The organism is Aliarcobacter cryaerophilus ATCC 43158, assembly GCF_003660105.1.
GTDB lineage: Bacteria > Campylobacterota > Campylobacteria > Campylobacterales > Arcobacteraceae > Aliarcobacter > Aliarcobacter cryaerophilus.
Map to the genome: position 1 here is coordinate 24,976 of NZ_CP032824.1, position 19,405 is coordinate 44,380.

Here is a 19,405-nt window from a genome sequence, read left to right on the forward strand (position 1 = left end):
CATGAAAAGAATTTTATTATTAGAAGATGACTTATCCTTAGGTGAAACTATTAAAGAATTATTATTGGAAAATGATTATGAAGTTGACTATGTTACTAAAGGCAATGATGTCATAGAGATCACTTTTGATAAAGAATATGATTTATATATCTTTGATATAAATGTTCCTGATATTGATGGACTTGAAATACTTAAAAGTTTACGAGATGCTGACGATTCAACACCCGCAATATTTATTAGTGCTATGACAGATTTAAATACCTTTTTAAAGGGCTTTGAAGTTGGTGCAGATGATTTTATAAAAAAGCCTTTCTATCCCGAGGAGTTAATTGTAAAAGTGAATTTAAAACTCTCTTCAAATAAAAAGGAAATAGCTTTTAATGACATCGTATACTTACCAAAAAACAAGCAGCTATTTAAAAACAATGAGAATATATATTTAACTCAAATTCAATTAAATCTATTTGAACTATTTATTAATAATAAAAACCGAATAATTGCACAAGAAGAGCTTTATGATTGTTTGGAAAAACCAACTGGAAATGCCTTAAGATTTCATATTAATAAGTTAAAAAATTTAACAGAGTTAAATATAAAGAATATTAGAGGTCAAGGATATATTTTTGAGTCGAGTTGAAATTGAATCTTTTATCAAAAGTTTTTTACTCTTTTTTATTTCATTAGCGAGTATAACTGCACTCAGATATTATGAAATGTATGAAAACAAGATATATCTGTTTGAGGAAAGATTATTTTCGCAAATGAAAATTTCTAGTTTTAATAATGAACCTACAAATTTTATTGTAACAAACGTTCCTAAGAGCAGTGATAAAATATCTAATGTATTTAGTTTTAACAAAAATCAGATATTTGTACTTTTTGAAATGAAAGATTTAAATAACTCTCTAGTAAAGGTCTCTTACCCACTAAATAGCTTTTTACAAGACAGAAGTATAATCTTAGAACAAGTCAAAAATATGTTTTATCAAAGCATATTAATAATGTTCATTATTTCAATTCTATTCTCTTTGTATGCATTACATCCATTAAAAAAATCTTTGTCTTTAACTAATGAATTTATTAAAGATATTCTACATGATTTTAATACTCCACTTTCAACCGTAAGATTAAACGCAAGAATATTAAAAAACAAAATGGATAATAAAAATGTAGAGCGTATAGAAAGAAGTGTTGACACTATTGTAAATTTACAAAACAACTTAAGAACCTATCTAGAAAGTAAAATTAAAGAGAGTGAAGTAGTTTATGTGGAAGATATAATTTTACAAAGAGTTGATTACATCAAAGGTATTTATCCTCATATTAAGTTTGAAGTAGACATAAAGGACAAACGTTTATTTTGTTATAAAGATGGTCTGGTAAGAATTTTAGATAATATTCTATCAAATGCTTGTAAATATAATAAAGAAAACGGTGAGGTGATGGTTTCCTTTAATGAAAACTATATTTTAGAAGTCACAGATACTGGTGTAGGGATAAAAAAACCCAGAAAAATATTCAAAAGATTTTATAAAGAGACTTCACGAGGATTAGGTATAGGACTTCATATTGTTAAAAAACTCTCCAATGAAATGAATATTGGTTTATGTGTAAAATCACAAATCAATATAGGAACTACATTTAAATTAAATCTTACAAAACTAATACATAGCTAACACTTTACTAATGATTCACTAACACTCTTTTGTCATAATTTCAATACAAGAGAAAATATAAAGGAGAAAAAGTGAAAAAATTAGTTTTATCATTAAGTACATTAGGGTTAGTATATTCATCTCTTTTGGCAAATGATGTGCAATCTTTACTTCAAAAAAACAACTGTATGAACTGTCATAATATAGTAGGGATGAAATCAGCTCCACCGTTTATGGCAATTGCCAGAATGAATTCAAGTTGGTTTGGAAGCAATAACAGTAAAAGAAATATTATGAAAAGTATCAAAGAAGGAAGTCAAGGAAAATATCCCATGTTTTCAAATACTGCAATGCCTTCATATGCACATCTGTCGGATAAAGACTTAAATATACTTGCTGAATGGATAACCTCTCAAAGTTCAAGAGGTATGCGTGGAAATATGATGAACCACAATTGTATGGATAATTGTATGCATAATAATGGGATGAACAATAACTGGATGAATAACAATTAATATAAAAAAAGGATTAGAAATGAAAACAAAATTAATAGCAACAACACTTTTAGTAGGAGCACTTACAACTTCTGTACTTGCACATGATAATAATATGCAAGGAATGAATTGTATGAATGGGCAAATGATGGAACAAGGTATGAAAATGCATAATAACATGAATCAAAAAAATATGATGCATGGTAATATGAAAGGACATCAAAATATGATGAACTGCAACATGTCAGGTATGATGGGAAATAGTATGATGTACAATGACATGTCAATTTTTCCTAACATTAATTTAAGCAATGAGCAAAAAGCTAAACTTTCATCTTTACAACAAGAGATGCATAACGAAATGAATACTCAAATGAATAACATGAACAATAGTGATATGATGAGTTTTATTACCAAAAATGGTTTTGATAAAGAATCATTCAAAAAAACAATGAACGACAGACATCAAACCATGATGAATTTAAGAGCTAACCATATGGAAAAAGTACTAAATGTATTGACAAAAGAGCAATTGGCTCAATTAAATAAATAAGAAGGATAAAGAATGTTTCACGATAATTGGAACTACATGGGGCACATGGGCTTTCACCAAGGAGGATTTATGTTTTGGGTTATAGCAATATTAGTAGTGTTTTTATTAGTTAAAATATTTAAAGATAATAAAAAAGTTCACAAAAACAGTGAAGATGAATCTCTTCAGATCCTAAAGAATAGATTTGCAAGAGGAGATATTACTGAAGAAGAATATTCTTCGAAAAAAAGTATACTTAATCTGTAAAATATAAAATAATGGATTCTATTGGTGAAGATTTTATGAGACTATAAAATCAACTATATAAATTCACTTTATTATTCTACCTCAATAAACATATTTTTTAGAATATTATAAAATATGTTTAGTTGAGAGTTGATTAATCAACATTGGATCTGACAGAAAAAGATGAGTTATAATAACAAGTTCAACAACCTGTTCATTTAGGAAAATAGACATTACTTTACAATCATTCTAATATATGAGATAAATAGTAAGTTCAATACAAAGGATTTATTATGAATGTAGGTTACGCAAGAGTTTCAACTTCTAGTCAAAATCTTGAGAATCAAATTGATCAACTCAAGAGTGCAGGCTGTGAAAAGATATTTTCAGAAAAGAGATCAGGAAAGAATGAAGCAGATCGCGAGCAATTTAAGATTATGATGGGCTTCGTAAGAGAAGGTGATGTACTTTATATTACAAAACTGGATAGATTAGCAAGGTCTGTAATAGACCTTCATAACATTGCAAAGTTTTTACAAAATAAAGATGTAAATCTCAAAGTATTACATCAAAACATTGATACAACATCTCCAGCAGGTAGACTGTTATTTACAATGTTAGGTGCTATTGCAGAGTTTGAACGTGATTTGATAAATGAACGTGTTAGAGAAGGGATTGAAGCTGCAAAGAAAAAAGGTATTCAGTTTGGCAGAAAAGCTATTCTAGGTAATAAAGATAAAAACTTTATACATAAACAGCACGAAAAAGGAAAGTCTGTTGAATGGTTATCTAAGCTTTTTCATGTAGCTCGAAATACAATCTATAGAGCAATTAAAGATGTAGATAAAAAGAAGTAGTCAATTTGACTACTTCATCTGTTCAAAAATTCAACTCTTTTTGGAACAAGCTCACTATTACTAAAAAGTGCTCCAAAAATAAGAGGTTGTGAAATATTAAAAATAAGCAAATAAACTGCTCTTAGGGTAATTTACTTGTTAGTCTTTATATCACTTATAAAACTAATCAAGTTAAATGTTTCCATTTTTCTTTTTTACTAAATAACTGGTTATTAAATAATGTATTATCTAAAATTTTATAGATTTTATTTGAGTTTATTAATCCTCCACACCATTTAGGTTCAGTTGCAATAGTCATACCTTCCATTCTTTTAAAAATCCATTGCATAAATTCTGAATCAATATTTAACAATGATAATATATCTTGATCATCCATCAATACCAAATCTTCACCACCCCCGCAGGAGTCATTACTTTCTGTAAAGTAATCAAGATCAATATCAAAATAAATCTCATTTATATTATTTTGTAAAAGTTCATTAAGTAAATTTTCTTTTGAATCAAAACATCTAATTTTATGTTCATTTCCCCAATGATCAATGAAGTTTTCATCTTCAGTACCATCTTGTTTACATAACACATAAATATCACTAATTAAATTTAAATATGCGGCTGCTAATATATGTCCATCGTTAAGTTGGTTTAATTTATCCCAAGAAAATAATGCAACTTCTTTATAGCTAGTTAGATTTAAATTTATCAAATCTTGTTTTTCAGATTCACAAGGGGCAAGTAAATCTCTATGCCAATCGATTGTTATAAGTGATGGTGCTTTAGCTGTACTATCTCTAAGTTCTCTATTTGTATCTTTCCACCATTTAAACCAAAAGTAAAACACAAATCTATGGTCTCTTACTAATCCAATTTCTACAGAATCATTTTGACCATTGGGGTGTTCTATTATAGTATAATCAGCATTTGGAAGTTTTAGGTATTTATTATCGTTCATTATATTTCTTTCTTAGGATTTTACTATATCGTGTAAAAAATTTTGATTTAGTCACTAATTGTCTAACGACCGTGACACTTTTTATACTTTTTACCACTTTCACATGGACATGGGTCATTACGACCTATTTTTTGTTTGTGATTAATTTCTAATTTATTTTCTTTACCCTCAGCAATTTTTAATTTTCTTTTCTGACTAATTATTTTTGCATTTTTAAATATATGTGTATTCTCTTCAGTTTCTTCAGTTGGAAAATTAATTTTAAAATGTTCTGCAGATTCATAGATACCTAATTTACCAACTTTAATTAACACTCCTTTTAATTCTTTCGCATTAATAGATAAAGCAACAGCACTTGCTTTATCATTTAGCTTTTTCCATTCAACTTCATATTTTGAGTTTTGCATCCAAACAAATATTGCTTGATCTTCACCATCAAAAGCGAAATAACGGGAAGGGTACTTACCTATTGTTTTCTCTATCTCAGAAAGATAGCTTGCAAAATTATTACGTGATTCTTCACCAAAGTTTCGAATAATACTTTCAATAGAGAGCCATCCCGATTTATGAGTAGTATCTAGCGCATTAAGTAACTTTAATACTATTGAAGGAAACTTTTGAGTAGGTTTTGGTTTTATATCCCAGTGTTCATCTTCAAAGGCTTTATCAACAATTTCGCTCATTTTATCGAAAATGATTAAATCAGATTTTCCCTCAATTGTTTGATCAATAATATCCAGATCAAAACGATTTTTAGTTAAATATGCTCCAAGATGATCAATTTCATCAAAGAGAAGACCTTGTTTAAGATTTGAAACAGCCTGTCTTACTTCCATATAATGTGCAAATACTCCTGTAGTAGGAAGCATACGTTTAAGAACAAAAAGATCATCTATTGAAATTGATACAAAATCATACTGTCCAAGAAGTGGCTTTATTTCAGGTAAATTTTTAGAGAATGCTGAAAATGGTGCAAATGACTCAACAGTAAGTCCTATTGGGATCATAACACGATAATCAGAATAACGGATTCGGCAGATTTCTTCATGTTTCCCATCAATAAGATTGTATAGAGGAACTTCATCTTTAGATTTTATATATTCAAAGAAACGCTCACATTGCTTGTAAGCCTTTATAATTAATTCTTTAATAGACTGTGCGTGACGTTTAAAATCTAGTTCAGGAGAAGCTATAGTTGCTGCAGCTCCTGCTTTAGCTTCAATGAGGTAAAGTACATCATCAACTAAAACTAAAGTATCATTTTCAAACCATTGTTTAGTTTTAGGATCTTTATAGTAAACCTCTTGATACACAATTGCTCCAGTTAATTGAGTAGAGAGTATCTCTGGAAATGCGGCTTCACTCATTGCCTTTTGTCGTTCATTAAACAATTCTTTGTAATCAGGTTTCTTTTGTACCAAATTAAAGAGAAGAGAACGATAACCTGAATCACGAGTAAAACAAGGATCTACAGAATAATAGTCTGTTCCAAGTTTGATTAAAGGTTTTTTACGAGCAGGTAATGTTCTATAAGGTGTGCCTGAAAAGTCACCTTCCTTGAAGAAGTCAATTTCCTCACCACGCTGATACGACAAAGCTTCTAAAAGCTCTAATGGTAATTTTGTGTGTCTACTAATATTAGCTATACCACCTCGGAACATATCATCAATAGCTAACGCAGCAGTTTTCGATCGATCCTTATTTGCAGAAACCCACTCTTCCATAACATCTTCAAGAGGCTTTTTTTGATTAGTTGCAAAATCTTGAACATCTTGGAATTGCTTCATCATTTCTTCAATAGCATTGGCAGGTCCCTTAAGAGTTGCATTAGCCAACTCTTGAAAACCTTCGGCAATCTCTACTGCCCCAACACCATAAATTTCTCTTAAAATATCATCGTGAGGTGCAAGCACGTATTGATAAAATTCACCTTCTAAAACTTGATAACGATTACCTCTGATCATAACCCAAGATGATTTTGCATGAAATTCTATGTCAGCAGTATTTGAACCGAAGTCTTTATTATCGGTATTTACAGAAGATACCATAGCAAACAACATAGCTTGCTTCCGTAAATTCTTGCACAAAGTGAATAATTTAGCATAATCTTTCTCATCAAATTTTACTACGCTTGGAGCTATGTCGAAGGCAAAGACTGCATGAACATACTCTAACAAAAATTGTATATCAATCTTTGTATCATTAGTAATAGAGTCTGATTGTGATGAAGTAAAAGTGTTCGCTATCATCAGTTGAGAATATATGTATCCAAGGAGTTCTTCTGGTGGCATTCCATTTATTAAAATACGAATTTCTGATGCAGCCTTTTCCATTTCTTTTAACAGTTTACTTTTTTGTTCTTTTTGTTCAGCCAATTGAAATCCTTCATAATCTTACATTTTTTTTTAGATATAAATTAGTACTAACTTCTGGTATATTTTATAAGAAACAGCACATAATATAATATTTTATAATAGTATTTCATATCTAAATTATAGTTAATAATCATATAAGATTGCTTCTTGATCTTTAAATAAATAATGTTTTATTATACTAAAGTTAATAATCTGTATAATAAAGTAATATAAAAGTTCGCCTTAGATTGTTTTTTGTTAGCTTCTTTTACTTCGTGAAATCACCAATAATAAATCTCCAAATATTTCACTAAAAGAGTTTTCATCAACATTAATAGTAATGTTTTTATCATCATGGAACAAGTATTGAAGGACTGTAATTGAAAAGGCTTCTATTAGTTCTTCAATACCTACTTGATATTTCGATAGACAAGAAAATATTCTGTCATGTGCATTTGGATGAGTATTATTAAGGCATGATTTTCCCGATACTTCAAGGCTCTGTAAACACAAAACTCCAACCGCTATACCTAAGGCTCTTTTTCTCAACATTGGACAATTTTTTTCAAGTTTTGAAAGAATCCACTCAGTTGAAAATTGATCTGCTTCTTTTTCTTCTTGTTCTGAATAGCTGGTTGTAATTGGAGGATGTTGCAAAACAATATGACCTATTTCGTGATAAAGCATCCAACCTAATGCACATAGAAATAATTCATTAACAACATGAATATCACTTTCGTTTTCTGGATTTGCCTGTGGAGCAGGCAAGTCCTTAGGCCACTCTTCAATTCCTGAAGTAAGCATATTTTTTCTAGCCCATTGGAGTACAGAGTATGTATTTTGTAATCTTTGATTACCAACACAATTAATTTCTTCTGCCCCTCTTATTTGTCCTTCTCGATATTCCTGGTATAAAACCCAGCAATATAAACTGAATGCCCATAAATATTCAAGACTTGCAATTGGAAGTATTATTATATTTGTTTCTAAGTTAACACGGATACTAAACAGTTTATCATTACTTAACTCAATGGATATGTTATATCTATCTCTATATTCCATAAATTTGTCTAAGTTTTCAGGAGCAATTTGAAATGGAACTCCCTGAATGCTTGATTCAAGATGCAGAATTGGTGATCTCATTGACTTTCCTCCGGTTTGTTAAATTTCTACTCTATCTCTTCGATTTCGCCAGATAAAAACTTAGTAGCTTGAAGATCTTTAATATCAATAAATTTTTCTTCATATTTTTTTAAATCAAAAAACCAAAATCCTTTTCCACTTGGTACGCCCATTCGAGTAGGCTTAGTATTGAAATTGGTTTGTATGTAATATCTTTTACCTAGTCGATAACCAATTGCACTAAAAATTCGTTTTTCATTCTCTAATGAAAGTTCATTTAATGTCTCCTGTGTAGCAATCTTTAATAATGTTGAATGTGATTGCCATTCAATTGGCCATGTTCTTCCAGTTTGATCTACAACTTCTGCCTTATATATTTCTGCAATATCTAGTCCGTTCGGAAGTGATATTTTAATTTCTGTTTTCTCACCTTCATTTAGTTTTATTTTTTGTCTAAGTTCTTGATTTGAAAGCCAATATCCTTTTTTATGTTGCCAAAGCTTAGTAATACGATGTATTAAGTTTTTTGGTGTAATATAATATTTGATCTCATCAATAACAACAGGTCTTCTACCAAGAGAACGAACTGTTAACTTATGTTTGGGATGATGAGGAGAATCAAATTCGAAATATGCATTACATACTAGTTTTGGTTTATCAAGACTATGCTGCTTAAACCTGAGCCAAAGCCCGAGTAGACCTGCAACAGTACCAATTGTTCCTGTTACCGCACCCCAAATAGCAAGTACTTCGACTTGATTCATAATTATCCTTGTAATTTAACTCTTTATACAACGAATATTATATAAAGATTAGCTTGATATAGGATAAATAACTTAACACTAGAAATGTTAATTTAAATTATATATTTATTAAAAATGTTATATTTTAAAAAATTAATTCCAAAAACTGTACTTATTGAACATGCTCCAAATCTCAAGTCTTTTGGAACAATCTACTTTTTAGTAAAAACTGCTCCAAAAGTAAGTGATTTGTAAATAGTACGATTTCAATAGTATCATTTTTTTAAAGTATCAAGTTATTACTTGACTCTAAAATTTAACTCTCGTCGTTGAATAAAAAATAAAGCATTTTCAAACTCTTCTATATATTTATCTTTGATACCTTCACACACCTTCAATAACTCAGAATAATGTTTCCAACCTCTTATATGGGTTAATACCACAAGTGCAATATTAATTATTTTTAAGTCAATATTATTTTGTGATTTCATCCACTTAAAAACAATATTCATAAGTTCAGCTTTTGATATTCCTTCACTTAAAACCACATCAACCCAATTTTCTAAATGCCAAAAATGTGTTTCGTTAAGCTTTTCATTAAGTGATGTGATAATTTCTTTTTCTGATGAATATTGAATATTCTTGTATTTTTTATCTTTTAAATAAATATCTAAATATTTTTTTCTAAATTCAAAGTAGCCTTTTTTATTACACTCATGAGCTATAATATTCAATTCGATTTCTCTTATATAACCTAAATATGGTATTAAAACTTCTAACTGCTTGATATTTGTAATACCTTTATGGTTTTTAGTCATCAAACCATAATGATGATTAATATGAATAAAAAAAGTATCTGGAGAAGACGAACTATTTATTGTCTCAGCTACTAATTTAATAAGTTTATCAGATGCTATATATAAGGATGTTTGAATAAAACTTGGACTCTTTTTAATTTTATCCCAATGTTTTAAGAGAATGAGTTCAGCTTCATTTATATTCATTTTATTAATTAACTCCGAGATCATTGATACACTATAATTTTCTGTATCCATTATTTCATCATATGATTTCTTTTCTAGTTCTTCATCTAATAATTTACTTAAATCGGAAGTCCAAAAATCTCTAGCAAATTGCCACCAATAACCACTGTTTTTACTGCATCTAATTTTTTCTATAAATAAGGGAATAGCTGTAATATCTTTTTGCTCTATTCTTTGTCGTAAAATAGCATCATATAAAACTTTATCATGCTGAAAATCAATTAATAGTTCCTTGTCCTGTTCTAAATATGTTGCAGACCAAAGCTTAAATGATTGTAGCCTCATATACTTATTTAAATTTATATTTGACCATAATTTATATAATTCAGCTTTGGAAGATTCAGACATAGCTTTATTGTCTCTTTTCCAAACATCGCTAGAACTAGAAAGAAAAGGATTATAATAGTCTGAACCTTCAAGTTCTTCTTCTTTTTGTGCAAAATAATGAGCCATATAATTCATTACTTTAGGATGGTCTATACCATGTAGCATATATGTGATAGGCCATGTTAATTCCTCTCTTTGTGTCTGCTCTATAAAATAATCAATAGCATTTTTGGGAACATATTTTTTAAAAGCCCAATGAATCTCATGCGAAGCAAACCAATCTCTAGGTGTTCCCATCCCTTCAGTTTCTTCTTTATCAGAAAGAGATGCCCACATATTAAAAATAGGTTCAAGCAAGACAGAGGCATTTTTTCCACAACAATGAGAACAAGCCCAAAAGTAATCACCTAATAACTCAGATTTATTATTTTCATATTCCCACGACTTTTTTAATACATTAAATAATTTATCATCTGCTAAATAACCACACATTCGTAATATACCCTTACGCTCAGAATAAGCAAATACAAAATCTGATGAGAGATTTAAATTCAATCTTTCAATAACAAAAGCAATTAATTCTTCCCTATACTTTGTAATCATATACTCCATTAATTGCTCATGAGCTATATAGTTTACTCCAGGATGTGTAAGTTGACAAAGAGTAATCCCTTTATGAAAGTCACCATTCCTAAATCCTGCTCTATCATAACTATAACTCTCATTTTTAAAATGCTGTAATATTTCTAATACGTGGGGAGAGCCTGTCTCAGAAAGGCAATATATGGATTCCAGTCTTAAATTTTTATTTGACTTACTATGAGTTTTCTGATCACTTGACCAATCAAATATAGCAGATAGTATGTTTTTTTCTATATTTGTATTTGCATTTGAAAACTTTTGTAAAGAATAAAAAAGAGCTAATGGATTATGTAATTTTATAAATTCAATTATTTCATCTGTTATTGTATCTTCATTTAGTGATAATCCTATAATTTCAGCAAGATATGGTTCTTTGAGAAAACTATTATTTAACTCTATTGTGTTTATAAATTTAGCTATTGCTTTTGAAGCCAACCAATTATAAACACGGTCATGTCTAAAAATAATAATTTGTTCTTCAATAGTTCCACTTAGTCTAAAAATATCTCCTTGATGAGCTAAGTGTCTTAACATAGTTTTCTCTTCATTAGAAAGATTAAGTACCCCAATATCTGACCATTTAGGTTTAACAATATAATTTAAAAGCAGTTTAAATATCAAACTAAAAAGAGAGGTTAGATAATCTGAACTCATAAATTCGCTATGTGATTGAGCAAGGTTAGTAATTCTAGTATTAATAAATCCTCGAATAATCTCTGATGATGTTAAATTTTCATCAATATCATACAAAGAAATTAATAAAGGGTCATTACCTAAAGTTAAAGATCTATTTTCTGCCTCAAGTGGAGTAATTTTTTTAGATAATAATTCATGTTTTCTTTCTACAGCTCGAATACCCTCTTTTTTTGAAAATTCTAAACATCTGATAAATTGATTGTTTATCTTTTCAACTATATTTTTATCAAGTTCTCCAACAAATTTTGGATAAATGGGACAAAGTATTTTCCATAAGAAAATATTAGTACTTTTTTGTTGTTCATTCCATAAGATGATTTTTTCAAGAAGTAGCTTAGCTTTTCCAGAAGTATTAATATCTTCAAGAACTAAAACAATAGGCTTATCTATTGTAGCTATTTGTAAGGCATCATACCCACAAGCATCTGTCAATGATGGATGTAGAGTTAAAAGTGTTTTACCAATAGCTTCTTCAAGAGTTTGAGATTGCGCTAAAATTTCATCTCTTAAAATAAATCCATAACCACCATTTTGAATATGTTGAGTAAGATATTTATAACAAGCTATAGTCTTTCCATTTCCTGATTCACCTGAAACTATAGTCAAGCCTGATTTTTCGAGAACTTTCAACTGCTTATCTAAATCTCTTTCTATCCAGCTATCTTGATTATATATAGTAAAATTATCAATACTTTTTTTAGACAATTCTAATAAAAGTTTTGAGGATATTCTTTCTTGGGTTATATTCAGATATTGTTTTCTAATATACTGTCCATTTGAATTTGTGTCAAGAAAATGTGCAATCCTAGAAGCAGACCAAAAATCAATCTCAATTCCCTCACGTGTTGCGATTTCTTGTGATTTTCTAATAAGTTCTTGAGATGGCTCAGAAGTAAAAGTCAAAATTAAAGTAGTTTTTAATGTAGGTTGTTTAAGTCTTTCTTCTTTATGAAGTTTAATTGTTTTTAAAATATCTCCATCAGGGTATATAATATTTTTTTTAGACTTTATTTTTGAAGAGTCTTTTAACAATTTTTTTTCTAACTCATCTCTGTCTCCCGTTGTATGATGAACACAAATCATATGAGGAGGATTGGCTCCACTTACAAATGATATTCCATCAATAGGACTTTTTACAGTTTGTCCGCTTGTATTTGTTCCAGTATGGATTAATGGTTCATACAGTGAATTAGATTCTCTCAATACAGCAGTAGCTAACCTTTCAAACAATCCTGCATCTGTAATATCGGATAATGCTTTTAATGTATTTGCATGATGTTGCATTATATTCCTTGATAATTTTATACGATTGTATTTTAGCATTAAAGCTATAAACGGCTCTTTCTAAATTACAATTTTTAATTATTTAATTTTTTTATAACATGATTCAACTACTTATTGAATACATATTTTATATAAAACATCCTAAAAATCGACAAATAACATGCCAAAAAATGTCTTATATAAATTGCATTCAGTGATCTATCAACACTAAATAGGACAAAAAATGAGTTATCAAAATACTTGTTCCACAACTTGTAGGTTGAGGAAGAAGCTGTTCAAAATTTTATGTCCTATTTTGGGAACTAGTTCATAGTATGATATTGTTTTAATTATTTTTTCGTATATTAAATAAATTTTCTTATTATATATAAGTAGATATAATTAATGAAAAAAGAAATACAACTTCTAATTCTTACTATTTAAATCGAAATTTGAACACTATAATTAAAGAATAAAGATATAAAATTATTTTAAGTCATAAGAAGGATATTCATGCCCAAATTAGTTCCATCAAACTTTGCTATAGAAAATTCAGAAAGTGATATAAAACGATCAACTTCCATTTTTAATCTTCTTCAAGATAAACTAAGAATTGGTAGTAATAATTCATCAAAAAATAACACAATCATTCCTAAAGTAATTATACAATTTTGGGACAAAGCCAACTCTATCCCTAGCGATGTTAAAAAATGTATGGAATCATGGGAATCATTAAAAGAAGAAGGATATACATACATTTTATTTAATGAAAAATCTGCTCGTGAATACATTTCATCTAATTTAAAGAAGGAGCATTTGTTGGCATTTGATAACTGTTATCACCCTGCAATGAAAAGTGACTATTTTCGCCTTTGCTATATTAATTACTCTGGAGGTATGTATGTAGATTCAGATGATGTGTATAGTGGTTTAAAGATTGATAATTATTTTATAAATTCAAAGTTGAAGTTACAGCCATTATGTTATGATCTTGAATTAAATCAAATGGTAGAAACCCAAAATTTTTTAAACAATGATACTCAAAATAAACATTGGATATATTATTTTAATAATAATCCAATAATTTCAGTTCCTTTCAATCCAATTATTGGTTACGCACTTGAAAGAGCAACTAATATTTTATTGAATATAGATCACAACAATCTACCTGAAATTCAATCCACTACTGGCCCCGGAAATATTACAGCAAGTGTTGTCGCAGCTCTATTAACTTCCACTTTTAACGATGAAATAGAGATTCTTACAGATTGGGAAGAATTATCTAAAACTATTTGGTTTTTATCATATAGAAATGATTCTAGAAACTGGCGAATATCAAACTGTAAAATCTTTAATTAAATTATAAAGGACAAGAACTTATGAATAAAAATAAAATATCTCATAGTTTTATAAATAAGGGGAAAATATTATTTCAAAATTTTAGACGACTCTTTACGAAAAAAAAATGTTCTGCATTTAACGTATCAGCTAATAATAAAAAGATTGAATGTATAGAAAAAATATACGTAATTAATTTAGATAGACAACCTAATAGATATAATAGGGTTCAATCTGAGTTTTCGAAAATTATGGATACATCCCGGAATCGTCTAACAAATATACTGGAAAGAGTTACTGCCGTAGATGCTATAAATTTAGAACAAGATGCACCTATTGATAATATTAATTCGAAATATACATTAGGAGAACAATTATTTGTAGATCCATGTCAAGCATTACCTAAAGATTTGAACTTAGATATGAATATTAACATGAGTAAACAGGAAATTGCGGTAGCTCTTTCACATATAAAGGTATGGAAAAAAATTGCATCAGGTACAGAATCTTATGCACTTGTTATAGAAGACGATATATGTTTACATCCAAATTTTTCTAGTCTAATGGAAGAAAGTTGGAAGGAATTAATAAAAAAAGAAACTAAAGGTAATTTATTTGACATTCTTTTCTTATCTTTCAAGGAAGTTGATTTAGGTGCAGAAAAAGTGGCATTTACTGAGAGTACTTTTAAACTGTTTCGCGGTATTTGGTATATGTCTGGGTATGTGCTTTCTAAAGAAGGAGCAAGTAAACTAATTGAAATGCTTCCTTTACGAGGTCCTGTAGATCTGTGGATAAATCACAAGTTTGATCAACTTACCGCGTTAATGATTAAAAAATCTATTATTCCTCAAAGGTCAGATGAAGCTTCTGTGAATTTTTATTCTGTATTACCTATATTATCCCAAATAGGGGTATTAAATGATGGCTCACCTAGCGTATTTAAAAATAAACCTACTACTTTACCTGTTTTTGCTATTGGAAAAGAAAGTGATAAGTTAACTTCATTATCTATGGCATTATCTATGCTTGGATTTAGGTGTTGTAGTGACTTATTTGAACTACCAAAAGATGAAAAGAATAGTCTTATTAAAAACTTAAGTGATAGAAAATTTGATGCTTATATAAATGTAAAATGTATAGAAGACCATTTAGTAAATCTATGTAAAATATACCCAAAAGCTCACTTAATAATATTTTCAAAAGGTTTATCTAAAGATAAATTAGAAAGTCTTAGAAAAGACTGGTCTAAACGAGTATTAGTTTTAAACGAACAAGAGTCAGTAACATGGAAGCCAATTTGTGAATTTTTTGGTATAGTTCCACCAGTAAGTCCGTTTCCTGAATTGTTAGGATTAGAGCAAAGAAAATATATTTCAAAAGAAAATAAATCCACTAATACAATTAATAGATCTAGTAAATGGTTAAAGGCTGATGAATCTCCTTGGATTATCCCTCAATCGAATTCTTGGGAGGGCTTAGATATAGAATCGGGAAGCCTTATTTCACAACCTAATAATGAAATAAGCTATGAATTAAAAGATAATTTGCAACTTAATAACACAGAGTTTTGGTCAATGAGAAAAGATACTTTTCCTGGTAATGAATGTATGTTTAGTTCATCAAATTTTAGCAGTAAAGATAATAGCCATATTTTTACTGCTAAAAAGGAAAATATGGAAGTAAGAAAATATAGTTCTGCTGCAATAACAAGTAATAAAAGTTTTTTATATGGTAGGTTTGAAACAGAGCTTAAACCACCTAAAGTGTCTGGATTTATAACGGGTGTTTTTTTACATAGAGACTCTCCTAGACAAGAGATAGATATTGAATTTACTGGAAATAATCCAACAAAAATGTTAACTAATGTTTACTATAATCCAGGTGTTGAAGGTGCAAGATTTGATTATGGTTATAGAGGTACTCCATTACAAATAGAACTTGGCTTTGATGTATCAGAAGATTACCATGTATATGCAATTGAGTGGGATCCAAATCAGATTCGCTGGTATGTAGATAATATTCTTGTTCATACAAGAAATAATTGGGGGCCCACACCAATTCCTCATCTACCGATGAAATTTCATATAAATCTTTGGCCAACAAAATCTCGTGAACTTGCTGGTAATATTGATGATTCAAAACTTCCCACAAATTTATATTTAAAGTCAGTTAACATACAAACAACATCAAGTTTTATTTAAAGAGATTATCTGGATACAGTTTATAGGACATATCAAAATGCTAAATATATTTGGAGGCGTAATATGGATAAAATAATTGTTACTAGATAAGTTATAAAAATAAGTTCCACAACCAGTACCTTATTGAGCAGGTTCAACAATTCAGCTCTTTTTGGAACACGCTTTCCATTTGTAAAAACGGTTCCAAAAATAAGAGATTTTGCAACTTTACGCCTTGCTTACCGGCCCAACGGAGCAGAGTAAGCTTGTGGTAAGTTTGCGCAGCAAACCACAAGCTTGCGGCGCGTAGTTGGGTCCGAGTACAGCAAATTGTTATATTTCAAAACCCACCAAACTCAACTACCTCTAACCCATGTTCTTTAAGAAGCTTATTCAATAAACTTAACGCTTCATGCCTCAATTCGTTTAACTTGCTGATTAGATCGTGGTCTAGAATCTCTATTACAGTAGAATGCTCTCTTATCACCCCTCTAGATAGAGCGTCAGCAGCTATCTCCCTCGTGGTTTGCAAAAGCTTTGAGATTTTAGTTAATTCTTTGGGTTTAGGCTTGGGAACTAGGCACTGGTCAATTACTCTATTGTCTCGATCCACAAGCCGCCCCGTTGAAACAGCATTTTGTGTTGCTGATATAGCATCAATAAAATCCGTTGCCCTGCTTTCTAAGTGAAAAGGAGTTCGTAACGCTGGCCTGTCAAATGCCATAGAAAGCAAAAGCAAATAATGCTCTATCTGATTATAGGTGCTACGATATTTCAGAATGTTTTCATAATATCGGTACATCAATTTTGGATTGTCATTTAAAAAGTCGACATAATCATCCCAGAACATGAGTGACACCTTAAAAGGTATATTGTCGAGATTTTTTAACCTTACGTGTTCCTGTAAGTTTGCATCCCTAGGGGTCGTGGTCGCTATTACAAATCTTGCCAATCCGGGTTTGAATGATTTTGCAGCTTCGATTTCTATATCAATCTCTTCTGTCTTGAGTGTGCTTGCCGGTTTTTCATTTAGGTTTTTCTTGTTTTTTCGCTGCTTACACTGAACCCCAGTACTTTCATTTTCCTTATGGTTATATCCATAAACATCAACACCAGACTGTGGTTGGCCTTGCCTACCATTTCTTTCCGCGTAATCATCGCCCCATTTGATTTTAAGAACGTCCAGAGTAAGTCGTTCGAAATCCTGCCAATAAGATGGCGGCGATATATCTACTTGAATATTACCCACGATCTCTCCTTGAAATATAACGTTTAAATTGAGAAATATTTGAGCCGCTAGGGTCAAATATTTCTCCCCAATGTTTTGTTAGACTTATCATTACTTAAAAAACTGAATTGCTTCAATAATTTTGTTTATTTTTTCAGTATCTTGATTTAATGTTGCTTGATGTAGTAGTCCAGACAACATAGAGTTTCTAGTATCTTGTGGAATGACACAAGGACTTAGTTTCCCTCTTGATTGTGGATAATCACCCCAATGTACACCTAACGCCTTCTCACCACCATTGTGTTCATTTTTATGGTCATAATGTCCAACAATTAAAACTAGCCCATCATCATTATAAAATTCTTTTGGATTTTTCCAATATGAAATCATTTGCACGTTGTTAATCTCCTATTCGTATAAAAATCTTAGTCTAACGTTTAAACTTATCAATATGAACTCCGCGTGTGGAGTTCATATTGGTGTACAGAGCTTTGTTAGACGCCATAGTAGCGCTTCAACCAAGCATCCATATGCTCTTCCAATTCGTTGAATGAAACGATTGATATTTCTATAGAATCCACTTTTGTTTTTTCTATTCTCCATTTGAGTCTATCCTGTTCTTGAGCGGACAGATTCATGTCTTTACCAATTACAATAAGTCCTTGGAAGGTCGCACGACGGCTGCCAAAAGTATTTTGAAAGTCACCTGTACTCCGCATGTCTTCAAGCTTCCAAAGCCAATCTGTAAGCTGTGAATATGCCCCTTCCAAACGAGGGGCCCAGTCAGGAGTCGATTTTTTCCCTTTCTTTTTGAATACACTTTCCGGCTCGCCATTTTCAAATTCTATTAACACATATCGATGCTCACTAGAATCTCCAACAACAAGATCGGCAACAAAATCTCCGTAGATTTGAAACTCGTGTGCCTGACAGTCTGGATTTGTTATTTTGGGGAAATAGTTACATATTAGGGCAGAAAGATTGATACTCTTTTTAAAGAAAGGAAGAACATCTTTTCTCTCTGATAATTTAGTTTTCGACTTTAATAAATTAGAGAAATTATTCCATTCAACTCTACAAGATTTTGCATCGAAAGCATGTGTTTTCAAGTTTTTCATGCCTTTCCCCTTTGGGAAGAAAGCAATCGCTCTAAACGATCATGGTTTAAGATGTCTTCTACAAAAATTTGGTTGTCATCGATTGATAGAATTAGTCGTAGTTTTAATGTCCCTAGATATGAATATAGTTTCTCTTCAGAATGAACTATGAGCTTGTGAAGCTTTTGATTTTGAAATAGTTCATCTGCATTTGACGTTTCTAATTCAGTTAGCGCGCGAATTATCTTACGCTGTTCTTTCTTTTCTAGAGATCGAAGTGCAATCTCAGCAGGTTTTTTTATATTTACATTCATATAGTTCCTTACAAACAAATTTCAAAACATGAAGTGTCTAACTATTTATTAAATATACATTATATATAAAACACCCTAAAAATCAACAAATAACATGCACAGGAAATGTCGTATATTAAAGTGCCTACAAACATCTTAAATAAAGTATTTTTGTAGATATTACTATAAAAAATATTGGAAACTGAGATGCTTATTAAATAAATTTTAAATTTACGATAAGCTTTTTATATATGTTTAATATGGATATTTAGATGATAATAGTACATATTGTATGTATATTAAGGTGATATTGCAATAAACCTGCAAAATGTTAAATATATTA

General features: G+C 30.0%; 17 protein-coding genes. 8 read left to right on the forward strand and 9 right to left on the reverse strand.

What is annotated here, in order from left to right:
• The first annotated feature begins 1 nt into the window (after position 1).
• The 6 genes from ACRYA_RS10295 (at position 2) to ACRYA_RS10320 (ending at position 3,784) form a co-directional block, all read left to right on the forward strand.
• The gene (locus tag ACRYA_RS10295) at positions 2 to 637 is read left to right on the forward strand and encodes a response regulator transcription factor (RefSeq protein WP_105918085.1); all 636 of its coding nucleotides are present in this window, start codon (positions 2 to 4) and stop codon (positions 635 to 637) included.
• The gene (locus ACRYA_RS10300) at positions 624 to 1,676 is read left to right on the forward strand and encodes a sensor histidine kinase (RefSeq protein ID WP_105918084.1); all 1,053 of its coding nucleotides are present in this window, start codon (positions 624 to 626) and stop codon (positions 1,674 to 1,676) included. Before ACRYA_RS10295 ends, ACRYA_RS10300 begins: the two co-directional genes overlap by 14 nt.
• A gap of 71 nt (positions 1,677 to 1,747) precedes the next feature.
• Complete coding sequence (locus ACRYA_RS10305; protein WP_105918083.1) at positions 1,748 to 2,170, forward strand: c-type cytochrome; 423 nt, start codon at positions 1,748 to 1,750, stop codon at positions 2,168 to 2,170.
• Between the two features lie 19 nt (positions 2,171 to 2,189).
• On the forward strand, positions 2,190 to 2,702 hold the full coding sequence (locus ACRYA_RS10310) for a Spy/CpxP family protein refolding chaperone (RefSeq protein ID WP_105918082.1): 513 nt from the start codon (positions 2,190 to 2,192) through the stop codon (positions 2,700 to 2,702).
• Positions 2,703 to 2,714: 12 nt separating this feature from the next.
• Positions 2,715 to 2,948 (forward strand): SHOCT domain-containing protein, encoded by a 234-nt coding sequence (locus ACRYA_RS10315; RefSeq protein WP_079577427.1) that lies wholly within the window; start codon positions 2,715 to 2,717, stop codon positions 2,946 to 2,948.
• Positions 2,949 to 3,220: 272 nt separating this feature from the next.
• Positions 3,221 to 3,784, forward strand: coding sequence for a recombinase family protein (locus ACRYA_RS10320; protein WP_105909372.1), 564 nt, complete (start codon positions 3,221 to 3,223; stop codon positions 3,782 to 3,784).
• 166 nt (positions 3,785 to 3,950) lie between these two features.
• Here ACRYA_RS10320 and ACRYA_RS10325 read toward each other — a convergent pair whose 3' ends face one another.
• The 5 genes from ACRYA_RS10325 to ACRYA_RS10345 all read right to left on the reverse strand — a co-directional run bounded on the left by ACRYA_RS10325 (position 3,951) and on the right by ACRYA_RS10345 (position 12,944).
• On the reverse strand, positions 3,951 to 4,733 hold the full coding sequence (locus ACRYA_RS10325) for a UPF0489 family protein (protein ID WP_105918081.1): 783 nt from the start codon (positions 4,731 to 4,733) through the stop codon (positions 3,951 to 3,953).
• 62 nt (positions 4,734 to 4,795) lie between these two features.
• On the reverse strand, positions 4,796 to 7,066 hold the full coding sequence (locus tag ACRYA_RS10330) for a YecA family protein (RefSeq protein WP_105918096.1): 2,271 nt from the start codon (positions 7,064 to 7,066) through the stop codon (positions 4,796 to 4,798).
• A gap of 279 nt (positions 7,067 to 7,345) precedes the next feature.
• Positions 7,346 to 8,230, reverse strand: coding sequence for a phage exclusion protein Lit family protein (locus tag ACRYA_RS10335; protein WP_105918080.1), 885 nt, complete (start codon positions 8,228 to 8,230; stop codon positions 7,346 to 7,348).
• 26 nt (positions 8,231 to 8,256) lie between these two features.
• The gene (locus ACRYA_RS10340; protein ID WP_105918079.1) at positions 8,257 to 8,973 is read right to left on the reverse strand and encodes a hypothetical protein; all 717 of its coding nucleotides are present in this window, start codon (positions 8,971 to 8,973) and stop codon (positions 8,257 to 8,259) included.
• Between the two features lie 278 nt (positions 8,974 to 9,251).
• Positions 9,252 to 12,944 carry a hypothetical protein gene (locus ACRYA_RS10345; protein ID WP_105918078.1) on the reverse strand — a complete coding sequence of 1,231 codons (3,693 nt, stop codon included), beginning with the start codon at positions 12,942 to 12,944 and terminating at the stop codon, positions 9,252 to 9,254.
• 492 nt (positions 12,945 to 13,436) lie between these two features.
• Here ACRYA_RS10345 and ACRYA_RS10350 point away from each other — a divergent pair, with 492 nt between their 5' ends.
• Both ACRYA_RS10350 and ACRYA_RS10355 read left to right on the forward strand, forming a co-directional pair.
• Positions 13,437 to 14,282: a glycosyltransferase family 32 protein gene (locus tag ACRYA_RS10350; protein ID WP_066152247.1), complete on the forward strand. Its 846-nt coding sequence runs from the start codon at positions 13,437 to 13,439 to the stop codon at positions 14,280 to 14,282.
• A 20-nt stretch (positions 14,283 to 14,302) separates the two neighbouring features.
• The gene (locus tag ACRYA_RS10355) at positions 14,303 to 16,465 is read left to right on the forward strand and encodes a family 16 glycosylhydrolase (RefSeq protein ID WP_105918077.1); all 2,163 of its coding nucleotides are present in this window, start codon (positions 14,303 to 14,305) and stop codon (positions 16,463 to 16,465) included.
• Between the two features lie 319 nt (positions 16,466 to 16,784).
• On the opposite strand, the gene ACRYA_RS10360 is transcribed toward ACRYA_RS10355, so the two are convergent.
• The 4 genes from ACRYA_RS10360 to ACRYA_RS10375 form a co-directional block, all read right to left on the reverse strand.
• A complete protein-coding gene (locus tag ACRYA_RS10360; protein ID WP_133160986.1) occupies positions 16,785 to 17,750 on the reverse strand; it encodes a hypothetical protein in 966 nt (321 codons plus the stop codon).
• Positions 17,751 to 17,783: 33 nt separating this feature from the next.
• On the reverse strand, positions 17,784 to 18,062 hold the full coding sequence (locus ACRYA_RS10365; protein WP_066152252.1) for a hypothetical protein: 279 nt from the start codon (positions 18,060 to 18,062) through the stop codon (positions 17,784 to 17,786).
• 104 nt (positions 18,063 to 18,166) lie between these two features.
• Complete coding sequence (locus ACRYA_RS10370; protein ID WP_066152238.1) at positions 18,167 to 18,790, reverse strand: Shedu immune nuclease family protein; 624 nt, start codon at positions 18,788 to 18,790, stop codon at positions 18,167 to 18,169.
• Positions 18,787 to 19,083: a hypothetical protein gene (locus ACRYA_RS10375; protein WP_066152235.1), complete on the reverse strand. Its 297-nt coding sequence runs from the start codon at positions 19,081 to 19,083 to the stop codon at positions 18,787 to 18,789. Before ACRYA_RS10375 ends, ACRYA_RS10370 begins: the two co-directional genes overlap by 4 nt.
• Positions 19,084 to 19,405: the final 322 nt, after the last annotated feature.

Coding starts and splice junctions, on each gene's coding strand:
- ACRYA_RS10330 (WP_105918096.1), bottom strand. CDS start 7,066: ATGGAAAAGGCTGCATCAGAAATTCGTATTTTAATAAATGGAATGCCA.
- ACRYA_RS10325 (WP_105918081.1), bottom strand. CDS start 4,733: ATGAACGATAATAAATACCTAAAACTTCCAAATGCTGATTATACTATA.
- ACRYA_RS10310 (WP_105918082.1), top strand. CDS start 2,190: ATGAAAACAAAATTAATAGCAACAACACTTTTAGTAGGAGCACTTACA.
- ACRYA_RS10355 (WP_105918077.1), top strand. CDS start 14,303: ATGAATAAAAATAAAATATCTCATAGTTTTATAAATAAGGGGAAAATA.
- ACRYA_RS10320 (WP_105909372.1), top strand. CDS start 3,221: ATGAATGTAGGTTACGCAAGAGTTTCAACTTCTAGTCAAAATCTTGAG.
- ACRYA_RS10335 (WP_105918080.1), bottom strand. CDS start 8,230: ATGAGATCACCAATTCTGCATCTTGAATCAAGCATTCAGGGAGTTCCA.
- ACRYA_RS10315 (WP_079577427.1), top strand. CDS start 2,715: ATGTTTCACGATAATTGGAACTACATGGGGCACATGGGCTTTCACCAA.
- ACRYA_RS10370 (WP_066152238.1), bottom strand. CDS start 18,790: ATGAAAAACTTGAAAACACATGCTTTCGATGCAAAATCTTGTAGAGTT.
- ACRYA_RS10340 (WP_105918079.1), bottom strand. CDS start 8,973: ATGAATCAAGTCGAAGTACTTGCTATTTGGGGTGCGGTAACAGGAACA.
- ACRYA_RS10365 (WP_066152252.1), bottom strand. CDS start 18,062: ATGATTTCATATTGGAAAAATCCAAAAGAATTTTATAATGATGATGGG.
- ACRYA_RS10345 (WP_105918078.1), bottom strand. CDS start 12,944: ATGCAACATCATGCAAATACATTAAAAGCATTATCCGATATTACAGAT.
- ACRYA_RS10375 (WP_066152235.1), bottom strand. CDS start 19,083: ATGAATGTAAATATAAAAAAACCTGCTGAGATTGCACTTCGATCTCTA.
- ACRYA_RS10350 (WP_066152247.1), top strand. CDS start 13,437: ATGCCCAAATTAGTTCCATCAAACTTTGCTATAGAAAATTCAGAAAGT.
- ACRYA_RS10295 (WP_105918085.1), top strand. CDS start 2: ATGAAAAGAATTTTATTATTAGAAGATGACTTATCCTTAGGTGAAACT.